We start from the raw sequence: 21,558 nt of genomic DNA, 5'->3' as shown, positions 1-21,558 counted from the left end.
ATTTCTTGGTGCTCATTCCTTGACGCCGCCTTGGGTCAGGCCTTCGATGATGTGGCGCTGGAAGACCAGCACGAGGAGGATGAGGGGCACCGTGACGACGACGGACGCGGCCGCGATGTCGCCCCAGGGCACGTAATAAAGGTTGGTGAAGTTCGCGATGCCGACCGGGATGGTCTGGTGCTCGATCGTGGAGGTGAAGGCGAGCGCGAACATGAACTCGTTCCACGCCGCGATGAAGGCGAGAAGCCCGGTGGTCACGAGGCTAGGGAGCGACATGGGCAGGATGATGCGGAACAGAAGACCCAGCGTCGACACGCCGTCCATGCGCGCGGCCTCGTCGATCTCGCGCGGCAGCGTTTCGAAATAGCCGAACAGAACCCAGGTCACGAGCGGCAGGCCGAGCGCGACATAGGTGATGACGAGCCCGGTGAACGTGTCGAGAAGGCCGAACTCGGACGCCACGAGATAGAGCGGGCCAACCAGCGCGATCTGCGGAAACATCGAGATCGAAAGCACGAGCCCGAGCACGCCGAAGCGGTTCTTGATGTCGAGCCGCGACAGGGCGAAGGCCGCGAGCGCGCCGATCAAAAGGCAGACGAGGGTGGTCAGGCTCGCCACGATCAGCGAGTTCACGACATAGTCCTGAAACTGCTTCTCCACGAAGATATTGCGATAGTGCTCCAGCGTGGCGGGCGAGGGCAGGAAACGCGGCGTGTCCGCCGTCAGCTCGCGGTCGAGCTGGAACGAGGTCGAAAGCTGCCAGAGAAACGGGCCGCCCGACCAGAGAAGAATGAGCGAGCCGCCGAGATAGAGCACGAGGCTCTGGACGAGGGGCCGATCGTCGTTCATCCCGCCCTCCGCATCTGGCGCATCACGAACAGGCCGAAGCCGACCGCGATGATGGCTTCCGTCACGAACATGGCGGTGGAGATCGCCGAGCCGTATCCGAACTGAAGCGTGGAAAAGAAGATCTTGTAGGACAGGGTGGACAGGGTCTCGGTGGAATCCGCCGGGCCGCCGCCGGTCAGGACATAGACGAGATCGAACACCCGAAACGCGTCCAGCGCGCGGAACAGGCCGGCGATCAGGAGCGTCGGCAGAAGCAGCGGCAGGCGCACGTACCAGAAGATCGCGAAGGCCTTGCCCCCGTCCATACGCGCGGCCTCCACCAGCGAGGCGGGAATGGTGTGCAGGCCGGCTAGAAGGAGCAGCGCCATGAAGGGCGTCGTCTTCCAGACATCGGCGAAGATGATCGTGCCCAGCGCGTTGTCGACCGAGCCGTACCAGTTGACGTTGGCGTCGATCAGCCCGACCTGGAGGAGGAGATAGTTCACCAGCCCGTGCTGCCCGTCGAAGAGCCAGCCGAACATCTTGGAGGTGACGACGGTGGGCATGGCCCAAGGCACCAGCATGGCCGCGCGCACCACGGCGCGCCCGCTGAAGGGCTCGTAGAGGAGAAGCGCCATGGCAAGGCCGATCAGCGTCTCGGCCAGCGTCGAGACGAGGGTGAAGATCAGCGTGTGCCGCCAGGCGTTCCAGAAGGTCGGGTCGTCCCAGAGCAGGGCGTAGTTCGCCAGCCCCACGAAGTCGTGCTCCTGCGTCACGAGCGAGGTGTTGGTGAGCGACAGCCAGAGCCCGTTGACGATGGGATAGACCGAGACCGACCCCAGCGAGACGAAGGCCGGCACGAGCAGGAGCCAGGGGGGCAGCGCGCGGCGCGGAAAGAGCCCAGCCCCCTTTCGGGCGCTGGACAGGCCGGCCGGAGCGGCGAGCACGGAGGGCATCAGGCGACGATTTTGTCGATGCGGCTGGCTGCGGCGTCGAGCTCCTTCTTCACCTCGCCGCTGACGAGGGCGCGCGACACGGCGGACTGGATGGCGAGCGTGACCTGCGCGTATTTCGGCGTCACGGGCCGGGGCGTCGCGCCGGTGAACACGGTCTCCAGCTGCTGCATGAAGGGCTGCTCCTGGCCGAGCTTCTGCTCCTTGAAGACGGCGGGGCGCGTCGGCGCGAGGCCGAGCTGCAGCGCGAACCAGAGCTGGGTTTCGGGCGAGGACATCCAGCGCACGAACTCCACCGCCGCCTCGCGGTGCTTGGTGTTGGCGTTGACGCCGTACTGGTAGCCGCCGAGGCACGCCGCGCTCTTGCCGCCGGCAAAATGCGGCAGCGGCGCGACGCCCACCTTGTCCACCACGGAGGAACCGCTCGGGTCCTGCGCGATGGCGTAGACATAGGACCAGTTGCGCAGGAAGGCCGCCTTGCCGCCGGTGAAGGGTAGGCGCGAGGGCTCCTCGTCCCAGGACAGGACGTCGCTCGGCGAAATCTTGCTCTTGTTGATCGTGTCGTAGAGAAACTGCACGGCCTCGACCGCCTTGTCGGAGCCGATCGCGGCGGACTTGCCATCGGGGGCGAGGATCGCGCCGCCGTTCGTGGCGATGGCCTCCACCGCGTCGCAGACCAGGACCTCGGCCTGCTTGCCCTGCCAGAGATAGCCGAAATCGACCTTCTTGCTCTTCTGCATCTCGCTGGCGATGGTGGTCAGCTCGTCCCAGGTCTGCGGCGCCTTGGCGCCCGCCGCCTCCAAGAGGTCCTTGCGGTAAAAGAGCATGCCGCCGTCCACGATCCAGGGCAGCGCGGTCAGCTTGCCCCCATAGGTGCAGGCGTCGATCAGGCCGGGGAAATACTGCTGCCGGTCGGCGGCGGGCACGTATTCGTCGAGCGGCAAGGCCCATCCGGCGCCGGCGAACTCGGCGATCCAGATGACGTCCTGGGTGAACACGTCGGGCGTGCCGGAGCGGCGGGCCAGCTGCTGCACCAGCGCCTGATGCACCTCGGTGGAGGAGCTTGGCGGGGGCAGTTCGAGGAACTTGACGAGGATCTTGGACTGGGACTGGTTGAACATCTCGACCGCCTGCCCGATCGACTGCTTGCCGTAGAACTTGGCGCTGGCGAAGGTGATCTCGGTGCGCGACTGGGCGCTGGCACGCGAGGAGGCCGAGGCGAGGAGGCCCCCGCCGGCGAGCGCACCGCCCGCTACCGAGAGGGCGAGGAGGCCGGTGCCCTGGAGGAAGCGGCGCCGGCTCGGCGCGAGACCCTGTGCGGGTTCGCTCGGCGCGGAAGCGGGCGCGGCCTCCGGCGTCTGGGCGCGAGGTGTCGGTCCGACGGCGGCATCGGTGTCGAGTTTGGCCATGGTTCCCTCCGTGAGGCTCCGCGATGCATCGCCGCGGATGTCCGTCAGGGGAAAGCAAACGCCGACTCGCCCTTGGCGTCAAGCAGAATCACGCAATAAAATGCATATGCAATGCAGCATTCTTCGTGCGTTGCGGCATCGATCGATCAGCCGGGGGTGACGACGCTGACGTCCGCGCCCCGCAGCGCCTCCGCCAGAGCGCCGTCCGGCGCGCGGTCGGTGACGAGAATGTCGATCGCCGACAGGGGCGCGATGGTCGCGAAGGCGTATTGGCCGAATTTCGAGGCGTCCGCGACGACGATGGTGCGCCGGGCGAGCGCCATCATGTCTGCGATCATCGAGGCTTCCGCGAGATCGCTGGTCAGGATGCCGTTGTCGGCATGGATGGCGCGCACGCCGATGATCGCCGTGTCGATGTTGATGCGCTCCGAATTGGCGAACAGGAGCGGGCCGACCGACACGCGGGTGAGCGCGCGGTACTCTCCGCCGAGCACGTGCAGCGCGGCGAAGTGCCCCGGCGCCAGGCTGGCGGGCAGGGCGAGATTGTTGGTGAAGACCACGGTCTGCGCATGATCCGCCAGCGCCTCGGCCACGAGAAGCGTGGTGGAGCCGCCGTTCAGCATCAGCGTTTCGCCGTTGCGCACCTGTTTCGCGCAGAGCTTGGCAATCGCCGCCTTCTCGCTGGACTGGTCGAGAACCCGGTCCGCCAGGGGCTTCAGCGGATCGCCCTGCGACACGCGCAGCGCGCCGCCATGCGCGCGCACCAGCGCGCCGCTGCGGGCCAGATGGTCGAGATCGCGCCGCACCGTGTCCAGCGAAACCGCGAAGCGCTCGGCCAGATCCGGCACGCTGACGCTGCCGTCCCGGCCGATCAGCTCCAGCATGTTGGCGCGCCGCCGCGCGGGAAGGGAACTGGCGTTCTTGGCCATCGGGACTCCTGTGTCTCACGCTCGAAATTGCAAAGAGCCTTACGATCTCTCGCTTGACTTGCGCAATGTAGAAGCGATACCTAGCACATAACAGCAAAAAAACGCATATACGGGAGGCGAAGATGCGGAGCGGCGAGGCCGACTTCTGGCGGGACGCCTATGGCGAACTCGCCTTGCGCCTGCCCGGACGGGCGGCGGAGGCCGCGCCGGTGCTGCTCGGCTTTTCCGCCTTCGTGGACGCCGTCGTGCCGCTGCACGAGGCCGCCGCGCTTTTCGCCGGCGATGCGCCCCCCGGCGCCTGGGCCTTGTCGGACGAGCTGCGGCGGCGCGTCGAGGACGGCATCGGCGGCGAGATCGCGCTGGACTGGCCGGAGGGCGACGCCTGGATGGCGGAGAGCCTGCCGCATCGGCTTCGCGCCGGCGGCACCTCGCTGCAGATCGCCAATGTCCTGGCGCTTCTCGGCACCCCGGCGCTGCTGGCGCTCAGTGACCGCTCGCCCGACCAGCTCGCCCTCGTTCACCCCGACGTGCGGCTGGCCGCGCCGGGCGGCTGGCGGCCCAAGCACCGGATCAATGTCGAGCCCGGCGCGGGCAAGGCGCGGCACTGGATCTTCGAAACGCAACTCGGCACCACGATCGGCGGCGTGCCCGTGCGCCGCGCGACGCGGGTCATCGTTCGACTGGCGGCCGACGGGCCGGAGCGCGACGCCGCGTTCGAAGCGCAAAGCGCGATCTTTGCCCATGCGGCGGGCGCGGGGGCCATTTCCAGCCTCGTCGCGACGCCCGACGAGGCGATCGAGGAAACGCTCGCCCATGTCGGGGCGCAGGCGCTTCTCTGGCGCCGGGCGGGGTTGCCCTTCCTGCATCTCGAACTTGCCGACTACGGCGCGCGGGCCCATCTGCCCCAGCGCATCCTCGCGGCCCTGCGGGGCTCGCTGACCTCGGTCGGCATGAGCTGGTCGGAATGGTGCGGCATCAGTGGCGGCGATCTCGGGCCGGAGCTCAAGCTCTTCGCGCTGGCGCACGATCTGGAGCGCGTCTGCGTCCATGCCGACGAGTGGGCCGCCGCGCTGACGCGGGCCGACCCGGCGCGCGAGCGGCAGGCGCTGATGACCGGCTGCCTTCTCGCCGCCTGCCGGGCGCGGGCGGGCGAGCCCGTTCTTCCCGACACCTGCCCGCCGGGCGCGGCCTTCACCGACGCCGGGCCGGACCAGGATCTCGGGCAGGGCTGGCGCCTCGTGCGCTGCCCCAGCCCCTATACCAACCGCCCCCGCAGCACGATCGGGCTCGGCGACACGTTTCTCGCCGGCTGCCTGCTCGTCCACGCGGCGGCGCGCTCCCCATCCCGACACTTGACCCCAGGAGAACTCGCGTGACCGTCCATCCCCGCATCGAGCAGCCTGCCTCCACCGTTGACCTCGATCCCGGAAAGCTGCGCGGCCTGCAGCGGATCACGACGCCGGACGGCTTCTTCGCGATCCTGGCGCTCGACCATCTCATCAGCTTCAAGGACCTTCTGGCCGAGGACCGCAACACCGTGTCCTACGAGCAGGCGGTGGAGGCCAAGCTCGAACTGGTGCGCCACATCGCGCCTGTCGCGAGCGCCTTTCTGCTGGAAGCGCAGTTCAGCTTGGCGCAGGTGATCGCCTCCCGCGCGCTGCCGGGCGCGGTCGGCCTCATCTCCAGCATCGAGGGCGAGGGGTTCGACGTGGTGAACGGCGAGCGGCGCACGCGCTGGCGGCAGGGCTGGACGGTGCGCAAGATCAAGATGCTGGGCGCCGACATGGTGAAGCTGCTCTGGTTCTACCGGCCGGAAGCGGAGACGGCCGAGGCGCAGCGGCAGGTGGTGCGCGATCTCGTGGTGGACTGCCGCGCCTTCTCCATTCCGCTCGTGGTGGAGCCGATCTGGTACGCCCTGCCGGGCGAGGACACCAAGAGCGCCGCCTGGGCCGCGCGCCGCGTGGAAGGCATCATCGAATCCGCCCATCTCGCGGCCGAGTTCGGCGCCGACATGCTGAAGGTGGAGTTTCCCGGCGACGTCTCGACGCCCGAGGGGCGGGACGCGTCGGTCGATGCCTGCCGGCGCCTCGACGCCGGCATGAGCCAGCCCTGGGTCATCCTGTCGGCGGGCGTCGGCTACGAGGAGTTCCGCGATCAGGTCGAGGTCGCCTGCCGGGCGGGCGCGTCGGGCTTCCTGGGCGGGCGCTCGATCTGGCAGGACGCGGCGGCGACGCGCGACCCCGCCCAGCGCGCCGAGGCCGCCGCCGCCGCCGCCGGGCGCCTGTCCGAACTCACCGACATCGCCCGCCGCCATGGCCGCCCCTACCGGCCGGAACTCACCGGCAGCGAGCTCACCCGCGCCTATCCCGACGGCTGGTATGCCGGCTGGCAGGAAGCGTGAGCGGCCAGATGAGCGGAACGGGGGAGGGGCGCATGGGCAGGTTCGAAGGGCAGACGGTGTTCGTCACGGGCGGCGCGTCCGGCATCGGCCGCGCGGTGGTGGAGGGCTTCGCGCGCGAGGGCGCGCGGGTCGCCTTCACCTACGCCGCGAGCGGCGAGGCGGCGCGAGAGATGGTGGAGGCCGCCCCGCAGGGCGCGCTTCTCGCCATCGAGTGCGACGCGACACGGGAAGAGGCGGTGACGGACGCGGTGCGCCGGGCCAACGAGGCGCTGGGGCCGATCTCGGTCGGCGTCGCCAACGCGGGCGGCCTCCTGCGTCGCTGCAAGGTCGTGGACTTCCCGCTCGATCTTTGGAACGAGGTCATGGCCGTCAATCTGACGAGCACCTTTCTCACCGCCCGCGCGCTGCTTCCGCAGATGATCGAGGCCGGGCGGGGCGCGCTGGTGCTCATGAGCTCGCTCGCCGCCCATGACGGCGGCGGCATGGGCGCCTCGGCCTATGCCGCCTCGAAGGGCGGCGTGATGACCTTCGCCAAGGCGCTGGCCAAGGAGGTTGGCGGGCAAGGCATCCGCGTCAACGGCGTCGCGCCCGGCCTGATCGGCACGCAGTTCCACGACCGGTTCTCGACCCGCGAAGGGCGCGACGCGACGGTGGCGCGCACGCCGCTCGGCCGCGAAGGGCGGCCGGAGGACGTGGCGGGCGCCGTTCTCTACCTCGCGTCGGAGGAGGCCTCGTTCCTGACGGGCGAGATCATCGAGATCAATGGCGGGCTCGCGATGTTCTGATCGACGCGCGGAGAAGGGGGAAGCCCATGGAACGAGCCATCTATCCCAGCCTGCACGGCCGCTCCGTCTTCGTCACGGGCGGGGCGTCCGGCATCGGCGCGGAGATCGTCGGCGCCTTCGCGGAGCAGGAGGCCCGCGTCGGCTTCGTGGATATCGACGGGGCGGCGGGCGAAGCACTCGTGACGCGCTGGCGCGAGGCGGGCGCCGAGGTCCGCTTCGAGCGCTGCGACGTGACCGATATCGAGGGGCTTCGGTCGGGTTTCGCAAGCCTTGCCGCGACGCTCGGCCCGGCCGAAATCCTCGTCAACAATGCCGCGCTGGACGATCGGCACGACTGGCGCGAGGTGACGCCGGAGCGCTACGATCGGCTGTCGGCGATCAATCTGCGCCATCTGTTCTTCGCCATCCAGGCCGTCGCGCCCGGCATGATCGCGCGCGGGGGCGGCGCGATCGTCAATATGGGCTCGGCCTCGTGGATGGAGGGGGTCGGCGGGATGCCGGTCTACACCAGCGCCAAGGCCGGCATCCATGGATTGACACGTTCCTTCGCGCGCGATCTCGGCCCGCATCGCATCCGCGTCAACACGGTGGTGCCGAGCTGGGTCATGACCGAGCGACAGTTGACGCTCTGGGCCAGCCCCGAAGGGCTGGAGGCCCATCGCGCCCGGCAGTGCCTGCCCGATCTGAACACGCCAGCCTTCGTCGCGGCGATGGTTCTGTTTCTGGCGTCCGACAATGCCGCCATGTGCACCGCCGGCTGGTATCCCGTGGATGCCGGCTCGATCTGATCGGGGATTGCCGAGAGCACCGCGAAGGGCGCCCCGGGAACCGCTCAGGCCGCGAGCCGGCGCAGCGAGGAGGCGGGCGCCGCCGTTGTCTCGCCCGGCGGGGTCCCGGTGGTTTCGGACCCGGACATGTCGCTGTTCGCGGCGGCCGTCTCCTCGGCCACCTTGAAGAAGCTGACATAGTCGCTGAGATTGGCGGCTTCAGTGGAGAGCTGCTCGGCCGTCGCCGCCATCTCGTTGGCCGCGCTGGCATTGCTCTGCGTCACCTGATCCAGCTGCTGGATCGCCTGATTGATCTGCTCGATTCCGACCGACTGCTCGCGGCAGGCGGCCGAGATTTCGCTCACCAGATCGGCCGTGCGTCGAATGTCGGGCACGAGCTGGCTCAGCATTTCGCCGGCTTCCTCGGAGCGTGTGAGCGTCGAGTTCGAGAGCTCGCTGATCTCCGTCGCGGCCTCCTGGCTCCGTTCGGCCAGCTTCCGCACTTCGGAGGCGACCACGGCGAAGCCCTTGCCGTGCTGCCCCGCGCGCGCCGCCTCGATCGCCGCGTTCAAGGCGAGAAGATCGGTCTGGCGCGCGATCTCGCGGATGATCGCGATCTTCTCCACGATGATGCGCATCGCTTCCATTGATTCCACCACGGCCGTGCCGGTGCGCTCGGCGCTGACATTGGCTTGGACGGCGATCTTCTCGGTCTGCGCGGCGTTGTCGGCGTTCTGCCGGACATTGCCCGCCATCTCTTCCACGGCGGCGGAGGCCTGTTCGGACGCTGCCGCCTGTTCGCTGGAGCCGGCGGACAATTGCTCGGCCGTCGCGGCCGACTGCATCGAGCCGCCGGAAACGCTGGAGGCGGACATCTGCGCGGCCTGCAATGTCTTGACCAGATTGGCGCGCATGCGCTCGGTCAGGATCTGCAACTCGCCGCTCAGGCGCCGCGCGCCGTTCGAGCGAGCGGGCCGCAGATCGCCCTCGGCGAAACGGCCGATCTCGGCGGAGACGAAGCGCAGTGGCGCGATGGCCTTTCGATTGAAGAAAAGGAGGCCGCCCAGGAAGAGAATGAGGGACGTGGCGGAAACGAGGCTGGAGACGATGAGAAGCAGGCGTGTCGTCTCCGTCGCCGTCTGCTCCTCCGCTTCGGCATAGGCGGTGGACGCTTTGACGAGACTATCGACGGCGGCCGCGTGCTGGCTGAACGCTTGTCCGAGAGCCCCGAACGCGGTGTCGATCCCGGCCGCGTCGCCCGACTTGATGGCGGGCAGAGCCTGAGAGTCCAGAACCGACCAGAATTCGCGGGACGTGGCCTGGACTGGCCCGAGCAGCGCGCTCTTCAACTGGTCCGCAAGTTCGTGCGAACTCCAATAGGCAATCCGTTCCGCGTAGCTGGCATGCGCGGCCTTGATCGACTTCAGGATCGGATCGAGATCGTCGTGGGAAAATCGCGCCTGAAACGCCAGCCGATAGGCCTCCGACAGAAAAAGCGGGGGCGGTAGAATGTCGGCCTGGAGATCGCGCCCGGCAATGATGCGTTCATAGCTCTCGCCGCCGATCCGCAAAGTCAGGAATGCGTATGTCTGCGTTCCGAGTGCCGCGACGAAAAGAACTGTCACAAACGCTCCGAAGAGGAGAAGCATTCTGGAGGCGGACAATTTAACCATACCTTATATCGAGAGGTCAGGCGTACTGCGCATCTTACGTTCTGGTAAGATAAGAGTGTTAAGGAGCGATTGAATGAGCGATTCAAATCATCGATGGGATAAGATTGATGTGAATGCCTCATTGCCGGATCATTCGACATAACGCTTGAGGATATGAGCGCGTCTTTGGACGGATTTCTGTCGTCGCGACTGGATCGCGCGAGGCTTCCATTGCCGCGCCGACGTTGAAAGCGGCAACACCCGCCTCGCTCTGGCTTCTCGATCGCTGAACGGCTCTCGGCGAAAACGCTTCCGCAGTCTCGTTTTCATCGCATCATCCGACGGCCGAGCCTGTTCGCTCAACCGGCAGATGCTCTAGCGAGGGCTGCGGCGTAGGATGCCGAGAAACAGCGGCACACCGACCAGCGCCGTCACGATGCCGACCGGCACTTCGTAGGGCGCCAGCACGGCGCGCCCCACCGCATCGGCCAGCATGGTGACCGCCGCGCCCATTCCCATCGCGGCCGGCAGGAGAACGCCGTGCCTCGAGCCGCCGAGCATGCGCACCGCATGGGGCGCGAGAAGGCCGATGAAGCCGACGGCGCCCACGGTCGAGACCGCAAGCCCCGTCGCCAGGGTCGCGGCTCCGAGCGCGAGCCGCCGCGTGGCGGGAACGGCGAGGCCGAGGGAGCGGGCCGTCTCGTCCCCCTGCGCCAGAACGTCGAAGGATCGCCGTGCCAGCCAGAGCACCAGAAGCAGGATCGCGGCGAAGGGGATCGGCACGGCGGCCTGCGTGAGGCTCCGGCCATGCGTCGACCCCGCGAGCCAGGACAGGGCTTCCGTCATCTGGAACTGCGCGTTCACCACGAAAAGCGTGGACAGCGCGCCGAAGCCCGCCGCAAGGGCGACGCCGCACAGAACCAGCTTGAGCGGATCTCGCTCGGCCTTCAGCGCGGCGAGCACGAGAACCACCACGCCGCCGCCCGCCGAGGTGGCAGCAAAGAAGCCGAGCGAGCCCGGCACGGCGCCGAAGCCGATCGCCACGAGGCTGAACAAGGCCGCCCCTTGCAGAATGCCGAGCGTCTCGGGGCCGGCCAGCGGGTTTCGCGTCAGCGTCTGGAGAAGCGTTCCGGCAAGGCCCAGCAGCGCACCCGCGCCGGCGGCGGCGAGGAGCCTCGGCAGTCGCATCGCGGCGGTGTCGAGGAAAGGGCCGTTTGCAAAGGCCCATCCGTCCCCCGCCGCCAGCCCGGCGAGGCCGGCGCACAGAAGAAGAGCCAGGAGAAGCGCGGCCAGCCGGGCAGGAGGCAGAAGCGCCCGGGGCGACGGGGCGCGATCGCCGCCGCCCTGCCGGGCTCCACCCCGCATGCGCAAGACCAGGAACAGCATGGCGGGCGCGCCGACGCAGGCGACGAGCGCCCCGGTCGGCAGCGCGCCGTTGGCACCGAGAGCCTGCGCGGCGATATCGGCCCAAAGCAGCACGAGCGCGCCGCCCACAGCGGAGAGCGGCAGCACATGCCGGTGCCGCGACCCCACCGCCATGCGCGCGAGATTGGGCACGGCCAAGCCGACGAAGCCGATCGGCCCCGCCAGCGAGACCGCCGCGCCCGACAGGAGGACGGCGACGCCGAGGCTCAAGAAAGGAACGGCGCGGCCGAGCCCGAGATTGCCGGCCGTTTCCTCCCCAAGGCTCGCGATGTCGAGGCTTCGGGCAAGAAGAAGCGCCAAGACGAGACCGAGGCCGAGACCGGGCGCGACCTGTCGGAGCCGATCCCAGCCGGTCTGATCGAGGAAGCCCGCGCTCCAGAGAACGAGGCCGGACGCGCGGTCGTCGGCAAACAGAACGATAGCCGAGGACAGGGCGCCGAGCCCTAGGGACACCGCGACGCCGGCCAGCGCCAGCCGGGCCGGCGCCACGCGGGCGCCGCCTGCCACCGCCAGCGACAGGAGGCAACCGGCGAGGCCGCCGAGCGAGGTCGCCGCCAGGTCGGGCACCGCTGCCGAGAACAGGAGATGGTTGGCGACGAGCGCCAGCTGCGCGGCGCTGGTGACGCCGACGATGTCGGGCGCGGCCAGACTGTTGCGAAGCACGCTCTGCATGAGGGCGCCGGCCGTGCCGAGCGCCGCGCCGATCAGGATCGCCACGAGAAGGCGAGGAAGCCGCAGCGTCTCCAGAACGGCCTGTTGGATCCCCGGCCGAGGCTGAAACAGCCGCGTGAGATCGCCCCACCCCAAAAGGTCGGTGCCGACGATGAGGGCCGGCGGACAGCTGGCGAGCACCAGAAGCGCGCAGCACAGGAGAAGACGCCAGGGATGGGCGGCCGGACGGCGCCCCAGAGCCGCCCGCTTCGGACCATGCCGTGCGGGCGCGCGGTGTCTCTCGCGTCCTGCCGAACCCTCAAACCGCTCCGAAATGTCTGTCTTCATGGTCTGCGAAGCGCCTGGCGGGATGTCTGAGCGGAGGATGATCGAGGGTTTTCGTTCGGTGTCGCAGGCAGCCAGAAAGGCGGGCGCTCTAGGGCAGCGCCTCGCGCAGAGCGGCGCGCAGCGCCGAGACGCTGCGATAGCCCACGCGTTCCGCGATGTCCTCCAGCCGCTCGCCCTCCGCCTTGAGGCGCATGACATGGGCGACCCGGAGCCTGCGGCGCCATTCCACGAAGCTCATGCCCGTCTCGGTGCGGAACCGCCGCGTCAGGGTGCGCCGGCTCATGCCGAGCCGATCCGCCCAGGCGTCGATGTCGAGATCCGTGGCGGGCTGGGCGGAGAGCTCCCGGCACAGGCTCTGGATGCGCCGCTCGGCGGGCTCGGGAAGCGCCAGGCGCCCCGGTTCGGCGGCGGCGATCTCTCCCAGCACAAGCGCCGAGAGATGGTCGGCCCGCTCGGACCCGCCCTCCGCCGGCTCCTTCACAAGCGCTTCCAGGCAGGCGCAAAGGAGCCTCGACGCCTGGACGACCCGCGCCCCGTCCCAGGCCGGCTCTCCGCATGCCTCCGGCTCGGCATAGACCGACCACATTCGCACCGGCCCATGCGCCTTCACCGCATGGGGCAGATCGGGCGCGATGACGAGACCGTGGCCGCTTGGGATGATGAAGGACGTGCCGGGAACCCGGGCCGTCATGAAGCCCTGCACGCAATGGAGGAACTGCGCCCGGCGATGGCTGTGCCAGCCGAAATCCATGGCGCCGGGATAGAACCGTTCCATCGCGGCGACGGGCCGGGCGGCGCTCTGGAGATCGAGCGCGGTGACGCGCGTCACCGTCGCCCGTGCCGGTTCGCTCACAGCTTGCTCCATCCCTGACGCCTGGTCCGCCTGCCGCATGAAAGCCTCTTCGCGTTCGGATTGGATCGCTCTCGTCGCGCTGTCAAAACCCGATCCTGGCCCGAAATCGGACCTCGAACCGAGACGGCGCCTCCGGGCCGGATCATGGCCCGATGCAGCCGTTTTTTGACCTGACAAAGTTGAGTTGTAAAGTCTAGTTATCCCGCCCGAACGGTCTCCTTCCATCAGGAGACGACGATGCGAGGGGATTACGAGCCGTGGGTCTGTCCGAAACCAACAAGCGCTGCGGCAACGGGCCGGCGGCGCGTCGCCACGGGTTTTCCGCGATCCTGAAGGTCTCGACCGCCGCGCTCGCGGTCTGCGCCGCGCCCGCCGTCTCGCTGGCCGAGGAGATGGAAGCGATCCAGCTCGACACCGTGACGGTGACGGGCGTCGGCGGGCAAGGCCCGCGCTCCAATCCCCCCGGCTATGTCGCGCGCGACAGCGCTTCCGCGACCAAGACCGCGACGCCGATCAACGAGACGCCGCAGTCGATCTCCGTCGTCACGCGCGACAACATGGACGACCGGGCGGTGCAGACCGTGTCGGAAAGCCTTCTCTACAGCGCGGGCGTCAACGGGCAGCGCTACGGAAACGACCCGCGCTCGGACTATTTCACCGTGCGCGGATTTCCCGCCGATCTTTATCTCGACGGCTTGCGCGTGCCGCAGATCGCCAACCAGACGGGCGGCTATGCCGGCTTCCGCATCGAGCCCTTCTTCCTGAACCGGGTCGAAATCCTGCGTGGTCCGAGCTCGGCCCTGTTCGGGCAGGCCAATGTCGGCGGCGTCGTCAACATGGTGTCGAAGGACCCGCAGACCGAGGCGGGCGGCGAGATCTACACGCGCATCGGCAGCCACCGGCAGAAGGAGGTCGGCGTCGATCTCACCGGGCCGCTGAACGCCGACAAGACCCTGTCCTATCGCCTCATGGGCGTCTGGCGCGACGCCGACACCGACATCTATCTCGGCCGCAACGACCACATCGCGGTAAGCCCCGTCCTGCGATGGGAGCCGGACGCGGCGACGAATTTCACGATCTACGGGGCCTATGCCCGCGACGAGCTGGGGCAGGTCGGCGCCATCGTGCCGGCGCTCGGCAGCGTGTATCCCAATAGTCGCGGCCAGCGGATCGCGCGCGACTTCTCCGACGGCGATCCGCGCTGGGCGACCTACGACAAGGAGTCGGGCTATGCCGGCTATCGCTTCGAGCATGCGTTCGACGGCGGCGTCACGATCCGCCAGAACTTCCGCTATTCCCATCTCGACCTCGCCTACGAGAATCTCTTCACGCGTGGCATCGCGAGGGACGAGCGCACCATCACGCGGCTGAACTACGCCGCCTATCCCACGCTCGACGCCCTGGCGCTGGACACCAACGGGGAAGTCCGCTTCGAAACGGGCGCGGTGTCCCACACCCTCCTCGGCGGCGTCGATCTGCAATGGCAGAGCCTCGACAACGACACGGGCTCGGCGAACGGTCCGACGCAGGACCTTTATCGCCCCGTCTACGACAAGCCCTACAGCCCGCCGTCCGTGACGGCCCGCCTCCAGCAGACGCAGCGCCAGGCCGGGCTCTATGTCCAGGACCAGATGGAATGGGGGCGCCTGCGCGTGACCGGCGGCCTGCGGCACGACTTCGTCGAGATCGACTCGGATTCCACCACGCTCGCGACGGGCGTCACCTCGACCTATCGCCAGGACCCCGGCCAGACGACCGGCCGTCTCGGGCTCGCCTATGCGTTCGACAACGGGCTGACGCCCTATGCGCTCTACTCGACCTCGTTCCAGCCGGTGCTGACGCTGACCGACACGGCGCTGAAGCCGACGACGGGCGAGCTGATCGAGGCCGGCATCAAGTTCTCGCCCGATGCCGCGCCGTATTCGGTGACCCTTTCGGCCTTCGAGGCGACGCAGCAGAACGTCGTCAACCGCACCGCGGGCGTCTACTATCAGACCGACGAGGTGCGGGTGCGCGGCGTCGAACTGGAGGCGACGGCGCGCGTCTTCGACGGGCTCGATCTCGTGGCGGCCTTGAGCGTTCAGGACCCGGAAATTTCCAGGAGCAAGACGGCCGCCAATGTCGGAAACAGGCCCTACACCGTGCCGAAGCAGCAGCAGAGCCTCTTCCTGTCCTACGACGTTCCCATGCCCGACGCCCTGCCGGGCACATTGAAGATCGGCGGCGGCGTGCGGCGGATCGGCGCCACGGCGGGCGACGATGCCAACACGTTCTTCGTGCCGAGCTATGTCCTGGCCGACGCCTTCGTGCGCTACGACGTTCACAATTGGGCTTTGCAGGTCAACGCGACCAATCTCGGCGACAAGACCTATGTCGCCGGCTGCAACATCTCGACCCAGTGCTATTTCGGGCAGGGCCGCAGCGTGGTCGCGACGGCGAGCGTCAAATGGTGATGCCGCTTTCGCGGCGAAGCGTTCTGGCGGGCGGCCTCGCGTCGCTCGCCCTGCCTGGGCCTCTTTGGGCCGGGGAGCGGGCGCGCAAGGTCGTGGCGCTCGAATGGAACTCGACGGAGATCCTGCTTCTTCTGGGGCTCGTGCCGGCGGGCGTCGCGGAGCGCGAGGGTTATGCGAGCTGGGTGAGCATCGCGTCCGACGAACTTGCCGCCGTGCCCGATCTCGGACGGCGCCAGCAGCCGAGCTTGGAGGCGATCTCGCGCTTGCGGCCGGACCTGATCCTCGCCAGCGCGTTTCGCCACCGGTCGATCGAGGCGGAACTCTCCGCGATCGCGCCGACAACGCTGATCGCCGACAATCCCGCCGATCTCGACATGCTCGCCGCGCTGCGAGCGGCGACGCGGGAGATCGGCGCTCTGGTGGGCCGGGCGGGGGAGGCCGACCGCATCCTCGCCGATGTCGAGACGCGGTTGGCCGGGCTTGCGGAGCGCCATGGCGCGGCGGCGGCCTCGCGCCCGCTTCTCGTCGCGCAGCCACTGCCGGGCGTTGCGCGCCTTCGCGTCTTCACCTCGAACGCGGCGCTCGCGCAATGTCTCGCGCGCGTCGGCTTTCCCCCGCCGCCCTTCGCGGAGCCGCAGCCCTTCGGTTTCACCACGCTCGGCCTCGAGCAACTGGCCGCGCTGCCGGCCGAGACGCATCTCGTTCTTCTCGACGCCGAGCTGCCGCCCGCACTGACCGCAAGCCCGCTCTGGCCCCTGCTTCCCATGGTGGCCGCCGGCCATGTCGCGCCGACAGGGGGTAAGCCCTGGCCGTTCGGCGCCTTCGGTTCGCTGATGCGGAGCGTCGAAAGCGTCGTCGGCGCGCTGCGCTGACCCCAGCCGTCAGACGCGGCATAAGCCCGCAAGGGTCGAAAAATCGGACGCCCAACATAGGGCGCGCCTGTATCGTGGGCAAATTGTTTACCGCGGCGGCCCAGGGTGACAGGCGATGGGGAAGCGCATGGCCAAGAAGTCGATCACCTCCGAACTGATGTACCGTCTGCTCGTTCAAAGCGTGAAGGATTACGCGATCTACCTTCTCGCCGAGGACGGCACCGTTCTGAACTGGAACGCCGGGGCGCAGCGGGCCAAGGGCTACAAGGCCGAGGAGATCGTCGGCAAGAACTACGAGTGCTTCTACTCGAAGAAGGACCGCGAGCAGGGCGTGCCGCGGCGCAATCTCGAGCTGGCCCGGCGCTACGGCCATTTCGCGACGGAAGGCTGGCGCTACCGCCAGGACGGGACCGCCTTCTGGGCCAGCGTCGCGCTGGACGCCATCCACGACGAGGACGGCGACTTCATCGGCTTTGCCAAGGTAACGCGCGACCTAACCGATCAGCGCAGCTCCGAACAGCGCTTCCGGTTCCAGGCGCTGCATGACGGGCTGACCGGGCTTCCCAACCGTGTCGGCCTCGGCGAACATTTCGAGATCCAGTTTCCGCAGATCACCTACGGCTCGCGCATCGCGCTTCACTATGTCGATCTCGACCGCTTCAAACCCGTGAACGACATGTTCGGCCATCTCGTCGGCGACGAGGTCCTATGCGAGGTCGCCCGGCGGCTTGAGACGGTCGCGGGGCTTCATGGCGTGGCGGGCCGGCTGGGAGGCGACGAGTTCGCCATTCTCCAGTTCAACTCGCCCAGCCAGAGCGACATCGCCGCCATGGCGAACGACATCGTCGCGGCGATGAACCGCCCGATCGAGATCGGGGCGCACACGGCCAATATCGGCGCGAGCGTCGGCGTCGCTATCGCTCCGCAGGACGGCGACGAGATTCCCGCGCTCTACCGCAGCGCCGACCAGGCGCTTTACCGCGCCAAGAGCGAAGGCCGGAACTGCGTTCGGTTCTACGACATGTCGATGAACGAGGTCGCGCTCGCCCGCTCGCTGCTCGAACTCAAGCTGCGCCATGCCGCCTCGACATGCGATTTCCAGCTCGCCTACCAGCCACTTGTGGATGGGCGCAGCCAGGAAATCCTGGGCTACGAGGCGCTCCTGCGCTGGGTCGACCAGACGGGCGTCTCCGTTTCGCCCGCCGAGTTCGTGCCTGTGGCGGAGAAGCTCGGCCTCATGCCGCAGATCGGCGAATGGGTGCTGCGAACGGCTTGCCGCGACGCCGCCGCCTGGGCGCCGCATCTGACGATTGCCGTCAACCTTTCGGCGACCCAGCTGCGCGGCGAGGGGCTGGCCGATCTCGTCGGCTCGATCCTCGCGTCCACTGGTCTTGCGGCGCATCGGCTGGAACTGGAGATCACCGAGACCGCGATCCTCGAAGATCTGGAAAGCGCCAGCGGGACGCTTCGCTCGGTGCGCGATCTCGGCGTCGGCATCGCGCTCGATGATTTCGGCACGGGATTCTCGTCCCTCGCCCTGGTGCGCGCCCTGCCTTTGACCCGCATCAAGATCGACCGCAGCTTCGTTGCCGATCTCGACGGCGAGGACGGCTGCGCCGCCGTGGTGCAGTCGGTCATCGCGCTGTGTCGGGGCTACAATCTGACGGCCGTGGCCGAAGGGATCGAGACCGAGCGCCAGCGCGAGGTGCTTCTCGCCAGCGACTGCCTGATCCATCAGGGCTTCCTCTACGGGCGACCGGGGCCGGTCGAGATCGAGGACTTTCAGCGCACGGCCTGACCCCGGAGAGACCAGCTTCTCACGGCGTCAGCGTGCGCTTCACGGCGGAGGCCCAGCCGGCGAGCTTGCGGCCGCGTTCCACCGGAGACATGCCCGGTTCGAAGCGGCGCTCCAGGTGCCAGCTGGCGGAAAATCCGTCCTGGTCGGGCCAGACGCCGGCCTGAAAGCCGGCGAGCCAGGCTGCGCCGAGCGCCGTGGTTTCCAACACGACAGGCCGGTCCACCGGTGCGTCGAGAAGATCGGCGAGGCGCTGCATGGTCCAGTCGCTGGACACCATGCCGCCGTCGACGCGCAGGACGCGGTCTCCCTCGCCCTGCCAATCCCGCCCCATGGCGCCGAGCAGGTCGCCCGTCTGGAAGCAGACCGATTCCAGCGCGGCGCGGGCGAATTCGTTCGGGCCGGTGTTGCGGGTCAGCCCGTAGATCGCGCCGCGCGCTTCCGCGTCCCACCAGGGCGCGCCCAGCCCGACGAAGGCGGGCACGAGATAGACGTCCTCCCCCTCGCTGGCCTTCGCGGCCATGGGGCCGGACTGCTCGGCCCGCTCGATCAGCTTCAGCCCGTCGCGCAGCCATTGCACCGCCGCGCCGGCAACGAAGATCGAGCCCTCCAAGGCGAAGGTCGTTTGGCCGCCGAGGCGATAGCCGACGGTGGAGAGGAGCCGGTTCTGCGAATGGCAGCGCGTCCCGCCCGTGTTCAGAACGGCGAAACAGCCGGTGCCGTAGGTCGACTTGGTCATGCCCGGCCGGAAACAGGCATTGCCGAGCAGGGCGGCGTGCTGATCCCCCGCCATGCCGAGAATGGGAATGGCGGCGCCGAACAGGGCGGGATCGGTCGTGCCGAAATCGCTGGCGCAGTCCCGCACCTCCGGCAGAAGGGCGCGGGGCACGCGCAGGAGCCTCAGGAGCTCGTCGTCCCAGCTATTGGCTTCGATGTCGAACAGAAGCGTGCGGCTGGCGTTGGTCGCGTCCGTTGCGTGGACGCGCCCGCCCGTCAGGCGCCAGAGAAGAAAGCTGTCCACCGTGCCGAAGGCGAGCTTGCCGGCTTCGGCGCGCGCTCTCGCGCCCGAGACATTGTCGAGAATCCAGCTGATCTTGGTGCCGGAGAAATAGGGATCGATCACGAGGCCGGTCTTGCCCGTCACCTCGGCCTCGACTCCGTCCTCACGCAGCTGCCCGCAGGTCTCGGCGGTGCGCCGGTCCTGCCAGACGATGGCGTTGTGGATCGGCGCGCCGCTGTCGCGGTCCCAGATCACGGTCGTTTCGCGCTGGTTGGTGATGCCGAGCGCCGCGATGTCGCCGGCCGAAAGCGAGGCGGCGGCGAGCGCCGTGCGCACCGTCGCGACGGTGGAGCGCCAGATGTCCTCCGGATCGTGCTCGACCCAGCCGGAGCGCGGGAAATGCTGCGGGAACTCCTCCTGCCCGACGCCGAGAATGCGGAAGGCATCGTCGAAGACGATGGCGCGGGTGGACGTCGTGCCCTGGTCGATCGCAAGCACATAGCCGGCCATGGAAACTCCCGAAACGAAAGGCGGTAGAGGTCGGTGTAACAGGGAAAGGGCCGGCGAACCGGCCCTTTCGTCAAGATGCGAGAGGGGCCAGGCTTACTTCGCCGGGGCCGAGACGGGGGTCGCCCCCGGCTGGGCCGCAGCGGCATCGGCGTCGGACCAGCTCTTCACCAGCTCGTCGTAATTGACGGTGACGGGCTTTTCCTTCTCGTTCTCTTTCTTGGGCTGGGGCGCGATCGTGCCGTTCTTCTTGGCCTCCTCGACCCAATAGGCCATGTCCTGCTCCTTGTTGAGCACGGGGCCCTTGTCGCCCTGGACCTTGGCCCGCTCCAGGCGCGCCATCACCTTTTCCTGCTCGGCGCAGAGCGTGTCCATCGCCTGCTGCGGGGTCTTGTTGCCGGCCGCCGCATCGCCGATCGCCTGCCACCAGAGCTGAGCGAGCTTGGGATAGTCGGGAACGTTGGTGCCGGTCGGCGACCACTGCTTGCGGGCGGGCGAGCGGTAGAACTCGACCAGACCGCCGAGATCCTTGGCGCGCTCGGTGAAGCTCTTGTCGCGGATCGTGGATTCGCGAACGAAGGTCAGGCCGTGATGGGCCTTCTTCACGTCCACCGTCTTGGAGGTGACGAACTGGGCGTAGAGCCAGGCGGCCTTGGCGCGGTCGGTGGGCGTGGACTGCATCAGCGTCCACGAGCCGACGTCCTGATAGCCGAGCTTCATGCCGTCCACCCAGTAGACGCCGTGCGGCGAGGGGGCCATGCGCCATTTCGGCGTGCCGTCCTCGTTGACGACCGGCAGACCCGGCTTCACGGCGTCGGCGGTGAAGGCGGTGTACCAGAAGATCTGCTGGGCGACTTCGCCCTGCGCCGGCACCGGGCCGCTTTCGGAGAAGTTCATGCCCTGCGCCACCGGCGGGGCGTATTTCTTCAGCCATTCGAGATATTTCTCGATGGAGTAGACGGCCGCCGGGCCGTTGGTGTCGCCGCCGCGCGCCACGCACGAGCCGACCGGCTGCGACTTGTCGTTGACGCGAATGCCCCATTCGTCCACGGGCAGGCCGTTGGGCAGGCCCTTGTCGCCGTTGCCGGCCATGGAGAGCCAGGCGTCGGTGAAGCGCCAGCCGAGCGAAGGGTCCTTCTTGCCGTAGTCCATGTGGCCATAGACCTTCTTGCCCCCGATCTCGCGACCGGTGAAGAATTCGGCGATGTCCTCGTAGGCCGACCAGTTGACCGGAACGCCGAGATCGTAGCCGTACTTGGCCTTGAAGTCGGCCTTGTTCTTCGCGTCGTTGAACCAGTCGTACCGGAACCAGTAGAGATTGGCGAACTGCTGGTCGGGCAGCTGGTAGAGCTTCTTGTCGGGCGCGGTGGTGAAGCTCGTGCCGATGAAGTCGGCGATGTCGAGCGTCGGGCTGGTCACGTCCTTGCCGTCGCCGGCCATCCAGTCGGTCAGGTTGCGGACCTGCTGGTAGCGCCAATGCGTGCCGATCAGGTCGGAATCGTTGACATAGGCGTCGTAGATGTTCTCGCCCGACTGCATCTGCGTCTGCAGCTTTTCGATGACGTCGCCTTCGCCGATCAGGTCGTGCGTGACCTTGATGCCGGTGATGGCGGTGAAGGCCGGGGCCAGCACCTTCGACTCGTATTCATGCGTCGTCAGCGTTTCCGAGACGACCTTGATGTCCATGCCCTGGAAGGGCTTGGCGGCGTCGATGAACCACTGCATCTCCTTTTCCTGGTCGCCGCGCGACAGGCTGGAGAGGTCCTTGACCTCGGTGTCGAGGAACGACTTGGCCGCGCCCATGTCGGCATGGGCCGGACCGGCGAGCGCAAGGGCGGCAAGCGCTACTGAAGCCAACCAATGATGTTTCTGCATGATGCTCCTCCCAGAGAGACGTAAGGGCCGATCGAGAAGACGGGTCCGCGTCGAT

General features: G+C 68.2%; 16 protein-coding genes. 7 read left to right on the top strand and 9 right to left on the bottom strand.

Annotation, left to right across the window (positions count from 1 at the left end; genetic code table 11):
• Nucleotides 1-12 precede the first annotated feature (12 nt).
• The 4 genes from M673_RS21540 to M673_RS21525 form a co-directional block, all read right to left on the bottom strand.
• Nucleotides 13-849: a carbohydrate ABC transporter permease gene (locus M673_RS21540; RefSeq protein WP_061978787.1), complete on the bottom strand. Its 837-nt coding sequence runs from the start codon at nt 847-849 to the stop codon at nt 13-15.
• The gene (locus tag M673_RS21535; protein WP_187301366.1) at nt 846-1,784 is read right to left on the bottom strand and encodes a carbohydrate ABC transporter permease; all 939 of its coding nucleotides are present in this window, start codon (nt 1,782-1,784) and stop codon (nt 846-848) included. Before M673_RS21535 ends, M673_RS21540 begins: the two co-directional genes overlap by 4 nt.
• Nucleotides 1,784-3,190 (bottom strand): ABC transporter substrate-binding protein, encoded by a 1,407-nt coding sequence (locus M673_RS21530; RefSeq protein WP_082639987.1) that lies wholly within the window; start codon nt 3,188-3,190, stop codon nt 1,784-1,786. Before M673_RS21530 ends, M673_RS21535 begins: the two co-directional genes overlap by 1 nt.
• Before the next feature lie 146 nt (nt 3,191-3,336).
• The gene (locus M673_RS21525) at nt 3,337-4,119 is read right to left on the bottom strand and encodes a DeoR/GlpR family DNA-binding transcription regulator (protein WP_061978786.1); all 783 of its coding nucleotides are present in this window, start codon (nt 4,117-4,119) and stop codon (nt 3,337-3,339) included.
• Between the two features lie 122 nt (nt 4,120-4,241).
• Between M673_RS21525 and M673_RS21520 the strand changes: the two genes are divergently transcribed.
• From M673_RS21520 to M673_RS21505, 4 genes are read left to right on the top strand one after another with little or no spacing between them, the layout of a single operon-like run.
• Nucleotides 4,242-5,495 carry an ADP-dependent glucokinase/phosphofructokinase gene (locus M673_RS21520; RefSeq protein WP_061978785.1) on the top strand — a complete coding sequence of 418 codons (1,254 nt, stop codon included), beginning with the start codon at nt 4,242-4,244 and terminating at the stop codon, nt 5,493-5,495.
• Entirely contained in the window at nt 5,492-6,520 is a 1,029-nt protein-coding gene (locus tag M673_RS21515; protein WP_061978784.1) for a tagatose 1,6-diphosphate aldolase, read from the top strand. The genes M673_RS21520 and M673_RS21515 overlap by 4 nt, the downstream gene beginning before the upstream one ends.
• Before the next feature lie 32 nt (nt 6,521-6,552).
• Complete coding sequence (locus M673_RS21510; protein ID WP_061978783.1) at nt 6,553-7,305, top strand: SDR family NAD(P)-dependent oxidoreductase; 753 nt, start codon at nt 6,553-6,555, stop codon at nt 7,303-7,305.
• 26 nt (nt 7,306-7,331) lie between these two features.
• Nucleotides 7,332-8,093, top strand: coding sequence for an SDR family NAD(P)-dependent oxidoreductase (locus tag M673_RS21505; RefSeq protein ID WP_061978782.1), 762 nt, complete (start codon nt 7,332-7,334; stop codon nt 8,091-8,093).
• Between the two features lie 44 nt (nt 8,094-8,137).
• On the opposite strand, the gene M673_RS24735 is transcribed toward M673_RS21505, so the two are convergent.
• From M673_RS24735 to M673_RS21490, 3 genes are all read right to left on the bottom strand, one after another.
• The gene (locus tag M673_RS24735) at nt 8,138-9,697 is read right to left on the bottom strand and encodes a methyl-accepting chemotaxis protein (protein WP_244493106.1); all 1,560 of its coding nucleotides are present in this window, start codon (nt 9,695-9,697) and stop codon (nt 8,138-8,140) included.
• A gap of 402 nt (nt 9,698-10,099) precedes the next feature.
• On the bottom strand, nt 10,100-12,148 hold the full coding sequence (locus tag M673_RS21495; RefSeq protein WP_082639981.1) for an iron ABC transporter permease: 2,049 nt from the start codon (nt 12,146-12,148) through the stop codon (nt 10,100-10,102).
• 88 nt (nt 12,149-12,236) lie between these two features.
• On the bottom strand, nt 12,237-13,001 hold the full coding sequence (locus M673_RS21490; RefSeq protein ID WP_244493105.1) for an AraC family transcriptional regulator: 765 nt from the start codon (nt 12,999-13,001) through the stop codon (nt 12,237-12,239).
• Between the two features lie 257 nt (nt 13,002-13,258).
• Between M673_RS21490 and M673_RS21485 the strand changes: the two genes are divergently transcribed.
• The 3 genes from M673_RS21485 (at nt 13,259) to M673_RS21475 (ending at nt 18,124) form a co-directional block, all read left to right on the top strand.
• Entirely contained in the window at nt 13,259-15,454 is a 2,196-nt protein-coding gene (locus tag M673_RS21485; protein ID WP_306302813.1) for a TonB-dependent siderophore receptor, read from the top strand.
• Nucleotides 15,448-16,326 (top strand): ABC transporter substrate-binding protein, encoded by an 879-nt coding sequence (locus M673_RS21480; protein ID WP_244493104.1) that lies wholly within the window; start codon nt 15,448-15,450, stop codon nt 16,324-16,326. The genes M673_RS21485 and M673_RS21480 overlap by 7 nt, the downstream gene beginning before the upstream one ends.
• 127 nt (nt 16,327-16,453) lie before the next feature.
• Complete coding sequence (locus M673_RS21475) at nt 16,454-18,124, top strand: putative bifunctional diguanylate cyclase/phosphodiesterase (protein WP_061978779.1); 1,671 nt, start codon at nt 16,454-16,456, stop codon at nt 18,122-18,124.
• A 19-nt stretch (nt 18,125-18,143) separates the two neighbouring features.
• On the opposite strand, the gene glpK is transcribed toward M673_RS21475, so the two are convergent.
• Nucleotides 18,144-19,631, bottom strand: coding sequence for a glycerol kinase GlpK (glpK, locus tag M673_RS21470; RefSeq protein ID WP_061978778.1), 1,488 nt, complete (start codon nt 19,629-19,631; stop codon nt 18,144-18,146).
• A gap of 93 nt (nt 19,632-19,724) precedes the next feature.
• Nucleotides 19,725-21,503, bottom strand: coding sequence for an ABC transporter substrate-binding protein (locus M673_RS21465; protein ID WP_061978777.1), 1,779 nt, complete (start codon nt 21,501-21,503; stop codon nt 19,725-19,727).
• Nucleotides 21,504-21,558 lie beyond the last annotated feature (55 nt).

It is taken from the genome of Aureimonas sp. AU20 (assembly GCF_001442755.1).
In the GTDB taxonomy this organism is placed as follows: Bacteria; Pseudomonadota; Alphaproteobacteria; order Rhizobiales; family Rhizobiaceae; genus Aureimonas.
Note: the sequence above shows the minus strand (reverse complement) of the source record. Positions and strands in the feature narration are given on the sequence as shown.

Bases quoted from the DNA above. Each gene is read 5' to 3' on its own strand.
- M673_RS21465 (WP_061978777.1), bottom strand. From the start codon at position 21,503: ATGCAGAAACATCATTGGTTGGCTTCAGTAGCGCTTGCCGCCCTTGCG.
- M673_RS21505 (WP_061978782.1), top strand. From the start codon at position 7,332: ATGGAACGAGCCATCTATCCCAGCCTGCACGGCCGCTCCGTCTTCGTC.
- M673_RS21525 (WP_061978786.1), bottom strand. From the start codon at position 4,119: ATGGCCAAGAACGCCAGTTCCCTTCCCGCGCGGCGGCGCGCCAACATG.
- M673_RS21530 (WP_082639987.1), bottom strand. From the start codon at position 3,190: ATGGCCAAACTCGACACCGATGCCGCCGTCGGACCGACACCTCGCGCC.
- M673_RS21520 (WP_061978785.1), top strand. From the start codon at position 4,242: ATGCGGAGCGGCGAGGCCGACTTCTGGCGGGACGCCTATGGCGAACTC.
- M673_RS21540 (WP_061978787.1), bottom strand. From the start codon at position 849: ATGAACGACGATCGGCCCCTCGTCCAGAGCCTCGTGCTCTATCTCGGC.
- M673_RS21510 (WP_061978783.1), top strand. From the start codon at position 6,553: ATGGGCAGGTTCGAAGGGCAGACGGTGTTCGTCACGGGCGGCGCGTCC.
- M673_RS21535 (WP_187301366.1), bottom strand. From the start codon at position 1,784: ATGCCCTCCGTGCTCGCCGCTCCGGCCGGCCTGTCCAGCGCCCGAAAG.
- glpK (WP_061978778.1), bottom strand. From the start codon at position 19,631: ATGGCCGGCTATGTGCTTGCGATCGACCAGGGCACGACGTCCACCCGC.
- M673_RS21475 (WP_061978779.1), top strand. From the start codon at position 16,454: ATGGCCAAGAAGTCGATCACCTCCGAACTGATGTACCGTCTGCTCGTT.
- M673_RS21480 (WP_244493104.1), top strand. From the start codon at position 15,448: ATGGTGATGCCGCTTTCGCGGCGAAGCGTTCTGGCGGGCGGCCTCGCG.
- M673_RS21495 (WP_082639981.1), bottom strand. From the start codon at position 12,148: ATGAAGACAGACATTTCGGAGCGGTTTGAGGGTTCGGCAGGACGCGAG.